This is a genomic window from Peribacillus psychrosaccharolyticus ATCC 23296 (genome assembly GCF_000305495.1).
In the GTDB taxonomy this organism is placed as follows: Bacteria; Bacillota; Bacilli; order Bacillales; family DSM-1321; genus Peribacillus; species Peribacillus psychrosaccharolyticus.
This window is the reverse complement of sequence record NZ_AJTN02000062.1, coordinates 1-5,881: the sequence shown is the minus strand read 5'-3', so window position 1 is coordinate 5,881 and position 5,881 is coordinate 1. Positions and strand designations below refer to the sequence as shown.

Below are 5,881 nucleotides of genomic sequence, written 5' to 3'. Positions count from 1 at the left end.
TTTCGTTGTCGTTTCTTCCGAAGCGACTTGATTATCATAACACAATGTATTTTGCTGCGTCAATAACTTTTTTAAAAAAAGTTTTTTCATAACCGTTGAATACTCGGTCAGCTCTTGTAGCAGCTTTATTAATATATCAGCGTTAAAAACAATAGTCAAGATTCTTTTTTGTTTTTTTATAAAAAAATTAGGTACTGCGCTGCAACCTTGTCCATAGACATTGATATTACTTAATCTTTGGACTTCAAGTAACTAGGAATATACCTCATACACTCATTTGCTGGTGCTATACGCTTAAATAATGCAAACAAAATCTTATAGCGTTCCTCCATAGCGTTCTTTACAATACACTCTATTCTTTCATCCTGAAAATCAAATAAAATCTCATCCATTTCTCTTTTTAATAGATACTCTATTTCAAGCCGCTCTTTTTCATCAATGATCATACCAAACATTGGACCCACCTCCACATGTATGTATGTATGTTGTACTAGTTATCCTGTTTTTATAAATGCTTTCTTACGTAACTTGGTTATATATATCAAAAAACAGCATAGGATGAAAAAAAGAGAAGATGGACGAGGTGATGAAACATGAAGTTTTTTTGGGTTCTTCATTCAAGAGGGTTTAAGCAAGCCGCCCTTATATTATTAGCTGCTTTCTTTTCCGCCTGGTTTTTATTCGTACAAAATCTATTTCACGCCCCTGTGTTTTCGACTTCCGGCGGCCCTAAAGCCGTGTATAAAGGAGAAAAGAATATTGCTCTAACCTTTAATATCGGATGGGGTGATGAAAGAACAGTACCTATTTTAAAAACCCTCAAAAAGGAAAACGTTCGATCAGCAACCTTCTTTCTTTCTGGTTCTTGGGCGGAGAGACATCCAGAAATAGTTGAGTCGATTATAAAGGAAGGCTATGAAATAGGAATGCTAGGATACGCTTATAAAGATTATTCCGAATTAAAGGATGAGGAAATTCAGCAAGATATAGGCAGAGCCCAAGAAGCATTTAAAAAACTGAATGTAAAAGATATAACCTTACTACGTGCCCCCACCGGTCATTTTGATCGGAGACTTCTCAAAATAAGTGAACGCTATGGCTATACCGTTGTCCATTGGAGCATCGATTCCCAAGACTGGACCAACCCTGGGGTTGAAAAGATTGTCCAAAACGTTCACCGAGCAGATAAAGGAGATATTGTCCTTTTACATGCTTCTGACTCTGCCAAACAGACCAACAATGCGTTGCCAGAACTTATTAAAGACCTGCAAGCAAAAAAACTAACCCTCGTTACCGTTTCGGAAATGATTTCGAATTCAAGTACCAAAAGTGAAGAAATCCAATAAAACCGACATAATGTTGCTGCCAATCCAAAAAAAGGCTGCCCCTCCTGTGCTGGGACAGCCTTTTTTTATATTAAACTTCTTTTAACTTCTGCACTTTATTTTTTCCTTTTGACTTACTAATAGCAGCTTTCTCCGCTCTTCTGGCTTCTAGCTCTACCTTTGATTTACGAATAAGCTTGTCTAGGATTAACAGCTGATAAATATTACATACAATTAACGGAATAAACATGAAATACATCCAGCTGATATCATCCGCCCGTAGTACAGGTGTCCATTCCAGTGTGGTGATAACGGTCATGAAAAACAAGGCAGGGATAAAGGCATGTTTATTCGTTTGTTTCGCCTTAAAGTAAGCAGTAATCAAACCGATGACCAATAACATAATAGCAACCGCTATATATGGAAATAGGGCATCTCCCTTTGAGGAAAAATTTGTATACCTCAGATACACTAAATCAAATAGGACAAAGATAATCAATAATACCTGCACTGAATTCCATAAAGATACACTTTTAAATATTCCTAAACCAAATCGATGAACCGTCAAATAAGCAAAAAAGCCCGCCTGACTTAAGACACTAAAAATCAGCCCTACACCAATCATCCATATGAACGATATAATTATTTCCCCTATATCAAAAGAACTAAAAAGTGGCTGAAATTGATCCCAACGGAAAACAAATCCCGCAAGCCCCGCTGCTACTCCGCCAATTACTAATGTGGATATAAATAAGTTCACTATATTCCGGCTATTCATTATGCTCCCCCAGTCGTTCATTATCCTTATCTAATTGTAACAATTCCCACTTCAAATATCTACATTTTCTAAGATCCGGAATAAAACCCAGCAAGTAATCCATATTAAAAATATGAAAGAATGAAAGGGGCTCTGATTATGAGATACAGTGGTATCTTACCTATATTTTTCTTATGTCTCATATGTACCGGCTGCAACCAGAATGAGACAAGCACCGAGAAGTTGGATTATGAAGAGACTAAAAAAATGGTTGTGGACATCCTTAAATCCGACGAAGGTAAAAAAGCCGTTCAAGATGTATTGTCAGACGAAAAAGTAAAAAGTGAATTTATCATGGATCAAGAAGCTATCGAAAAAACAGTTAAAGAAACACTTATCTCCGATGACGGCAAAAAGTTTTGGAAGAAGGCGTTCAAAGATCCTAAGTTCGCTAAAGCATACGCAAACAGCCTCAAAACTGAACACGAAGATCTTTTAAAGGATTTAACAAAGGATCCGACCTATCGAGGAATGATTATTGACATATTGAAGGAACCAGACTTACAGAAAGAGTTTAAAGACTTACTCAAAACCAAAGAAATGCGAGAGCTTTCTAAAGAAACGTTAATCGAAACGATGGATAGTCCGCTGGTTAAAGCCAAAATTGAAGATATTCTGCTTAAAGCTGCAAAAGAGTTATCGAAAGAGAATTCTTCTAAAGCTAAAGAAGCTTCAACCGAAACCGGCGATAAACAAGAAGAAAAATAAAAAAGAGGCAGACGAATCGTCTGCCTCTTTGTCTTTACTTAACTTTTGCTACAATTTTTTCAGCAATATCTGTGAAAACTCTACCTAAGCGATGATCTTCCGCATACACAGACGGAGCAAAATCATCCTCGTTCCAATCCGGCTGCTGAAGTGGAAGCTGTCCAAGAACTTCTGTACGTAGTTCTTCTGCAAGCTTCGCACCGCCGCCTTTACCAAATACATATTCCTTCTGACCTGTCGTTTTGCTTTCGAAGTACGACATATTTTCAATAACTCCAATTACCTCATGTTCAGTTTTAATGGCCATCGCCCCTGCCCGTGCTGCGACGAATGCTGCTGTCGGATGCGGAGTAGTTACAATGACTTCTTTGCATGATGGAAGCATTGAATGTACATCTAACGCCACATCACCCGTACCAGGAGGAAGATCAAGAACTAAGTAATCAAGCTCGCCCCATTCAACTTCATTGAAAAAGCTGTTGAGCATTTTACCTAGCATCGGACCTCTCCAAATGATTGGTGCATTATCTTCAACGAAAAAGCCCATTGAGATGACCTTAACCCCCATACGTTCCACAGGTATAATCTTTTTACCGCGTACGACTGGACGTGTGGTAATCCCCATCATATCAGGAACACTAAAGCCATAAATATCAGCATCCACAATTCCGACCTTTTTCCCTAAGCGTGCTAAGGAAATTGCCAGGTTAACAGATATGGTTGATTTTCCAACTCCGCCTTTTCCGCTTGCAACTGCGATAAACTTTGTTTTACTAGTAGGCCCAAGTAAGCCAGCATCTTCTTCTTCAGGAGGCGTGTTTGTACGGTGCTTAGCCAATTCTTCTTCAGGAAGTTCGGCAAAACGAATCCCCACTGATTCAGCGCCGCCTTCTTTCAATATCTTAACAACCTGTTGCTGCAATTGAAGCTGCTCAGGTGTATTGGTTTTGGCAATGGCCAGTTTCACACTCACATGCTTCTTTTCAGCTTTAACTTTCACTTCCATAATTCCATTTGTTTCTTCAAATCTTTTATTCAGAAAAGGGTCTTTAAGATCCTTTAGTATATTTAATGCAATTTCTTCAGTAAACACGTATTTCCCCACCTTTTTATTTTCATTTTACCCTAATTAAGTATAACATATTAACACTTTATTGCTTCTAAGACGCACTTAATCGAATCAAAAAAAGGATTCTGCACATAGTACAAAATCCCTATATATCATAATGTGATATATCTCGACTACTCCTTGTCCTCTTCTTCAATGGGGTCTTCAGTAAAATACCTCAAAATCCCTTTGTAGACAGCGGCCGCAATTTTCTCTTGATACGATTCTTGAATTAAATTCTGTCTTTCGGCAGCATTCGATATAAAGCCAATTTCAACTAATGCCCCTGGTTTTGTAGCGTTTGCCATCAAATAAATATTCTGGATTACTCTTGGTTGTCGTGATGTGTTTTCTAAATTCCGGATAATTTCTTGTTGTATAAATTCAGCCGCCTGTTTATTTTCAAGGTACCGATTTGTATAAAAGGTTTGAGCACCGCTTGAGCTTCTAGAAGGAAATGCGTTTAGATGAATACTCAAAAATAAATCTGCTTCAGATTCATTAATTACCTTCACACGATTCTGCAAATCTTCTCTCTTGCGATTCCGAATTCCCTTGGTTCCATCACTCGCTAAATCACTATCATCTTCCCTTGTTAAAAGCACTAGTGCCCCTTGCTCTTGGAGAAAGTCTTGAATTTTCTTAGTAACAGCAAGTGAAATTTCTTTTTCTTGTATCGATTCAAAATTTGCACCGCCATCCATTCCCCCATGGCCTGCATCAAGTACAATAATTTTTCCTGTCAGGGGCAAATTCCACGCATTCCACGAATCATCTTCTATGAACTTCAGTGTGATAATTAAAAAAAGCATAATAAGACCAATTGAAAACCCAGTGTATTTCAGTTTCCTGCGCATGATCTTTCTCCTTCCGCTTGTCCTCTATAATTATAAATATGGGAACTAATTATAAAATAGAACAAGCAGATACAGGTCGCAGTCGTTTAATGAAGTCTTAGTTTATAATATTTCGCGCCAGCCTGAAATCCCTGAAGCCACCAGGTTTCCACATAAGCACTACAGTGATAAAACAAACTCTCGCTATAGATATCCATTTTCCCAGCCTTACCCCAATACAAAATAAAATTAAATAATGTATCAACAAGGTGCTTTTCTTCTTGCTTGCAGCGAAGTCTAGAATCCTCCATCGACTCTCCATAGTAGCCGAATTTACCGTAATTTCCACCAAGCAAAAAAGCCTCGATTGCTACATCAAAACACCCTTCCTCAAGAACATCCGTTAAACATAACCCTAAGGAATAATCATGATTAAAAAAATCGAGAATTCTTACCTTTAGTTTCTCTATTGATAAATCACGCAAGAGACGCCGCTCATAGTTAATTTGTTTTTCACGCTGCCTCTCCTGCAGGCCCATTATCACATTCATATTCAGCACCTCATTGATCCGGACTTCTACCGGGTTTACCAGTAGTGTCCACCAGAGGACAGAAGACATACACGTGACTCGCTGGTAATTTCGAGGAATTACAGTCTGACCTCAGCATAGTTTCAACTAATAAAAAAAAGCTCCAGCCGCGTAATGGGCTGGAGCTTTTGATTGTTCCAAAAAATTAACGTTTTGAGAACTGAGGTGCACGACGTGCGCCTTTAAGACCGTATTTTTTACGTTCTTTAATATGTCGATACCAATATAAAGAAACATGAATTAAGATGTTTTGCTTAGAGCCTGATTTTCCAGGCTTTTTTTATTCTTTATTAAAAATAGATATATACCTTAATATATGGTTGGTGGTCAGAAAGTGGTCAAAAATATCTTATTGTAACAATTTTAGATAATACATTATGCCTCTGTATCTTTTAATCCACTTATCACTTAGTTTTCAAATAATTATACAGAAACGACCTGAGCAAATAATTGGTAACAAATGATCCATATCTTTCATCAGATTAAAAAAAGCCACC

7 protein-coding genes and 1 pseudogene are annotated in these 5,881 nt (G+C 37.7%); 2 read left to right on the top strand and 6 right to left on the bottom strand.

Annotated features, from left to right (window positions below; translation table 11 throughout):
* Nucleotides 1–230: 230 nt before the first annotated feature.
* A complete protein-coding gene (locus tag WYK_RS05475; RefSeq protein WP_040373575.1) occupies nucleotides 231–455 on the bottom strand; it encodes a hypothetical protein in 225 nt (74 codons plus the stop codon).
* A gap of 138 nt (nucleotides 456–593) precedes the next feature.
* Here WYK_RS05475 and pdaB point away from each other — a divergent pair, with 138 nt between their 5' ends.
* Entirely contained in the window at nucleotides 594–1,346 is a 753-nt protein-coding gene (gene pdaB, locus WYK_RS05470; RefSeq protein WP_040373574.1) for a polysaccharide deacetylase family sporulation protein PdaB, read from the top strand.
* Between the two features lie 70 nt (nucleotides 1,347–1,416).
* Here the strand turns inward: pdaB and WYK_RS05465 are convergent, their stop codons facing one another.
* On the bottom strand, nucleotides 1,417–2,103 hold the full coding sequence (locus WYK_RS05465) for a KinB-signaling pathway activation protein (RefSeq protein ID WP_040373573.1): 687 nt from the start codon (nucleotides 2,101–2,103) through the stop codon (nucleotides 1,417–1,419).
* Between the two features lie 138 nt (nucleotides 2,104–2,241).
* Here WYK_RS05465 and gerD point away from each other — a divergent pair, with 138 nt between their 5' ends.
* Nucleotides 2,242–2,850, top strand: coding sequence for a spore germination lipoprotein GerD (gerD, locus tag WYK_RS05460; RefSeq protein WP_040373572.1), 609 nt, complete (start codon nucleotides 2,242–2,244; stop codon nucleotides 2,848–2,850).
* 34 nt (nucleotides 2,851–2,884) lie between these two features.
* Here the strand turns inward: gerD and WYK_RS05455 are convergent, their stop codons facing one another.
* The 4 genes and pseudogenes from WYK_RS05455 to rpsI form a co-directional block, all read right to left on the bottom strand.
* Entirely contained in the window at nucleotides 2,885–3,943 is a 1,059-nt protein-coding gene (locus tag WYK_RS05455) for a P-loop NTPase (RefSeq protein WP_051387329.1), read from the bottom strand.
* Nucleotides 3,944–4,092: 149 nt separating this feature from the next.
* Nucleotides 4,093–4,815 carry an N-acetylmuramoyl-L-alanine amidase CwlD gene (gene cwlD / locus WYK_RS05450; protein WP_040373571.1) on the bottom strand — a complete coding sequence of 241 codons (723 nt, stop codon included), beginning with the start codon at nucleotides 4,813–4,815 and terminating at the stop codon, nucleotides 4,093–4,095.
* 86 nt (nucleotides 4,816–4,901) lie between these two features.
* Complete coding sequence (locus tag WYK_RS05445) at nucleotides 4,902–5,345, bottom strand: DUF2521 family protein (protein ID WP_040373570.1); 444 nt, start codon at nucleotides 5,343–5,345, stop codon at nucleotides 4,902–4,904.
* A 184-nt stretch (nucleotides 5,346–5,529) separates the two neighbouring features.
* Nucleotides 5,530–5,595: pseudogene (gene rpsI, locus WYK_RS24450) on the bottom strand (30S ribosomal protein S9); the annotation flags it as partial.
* Nucleotides 5,596–5,881: the final 286 nt, after the last annotated feature.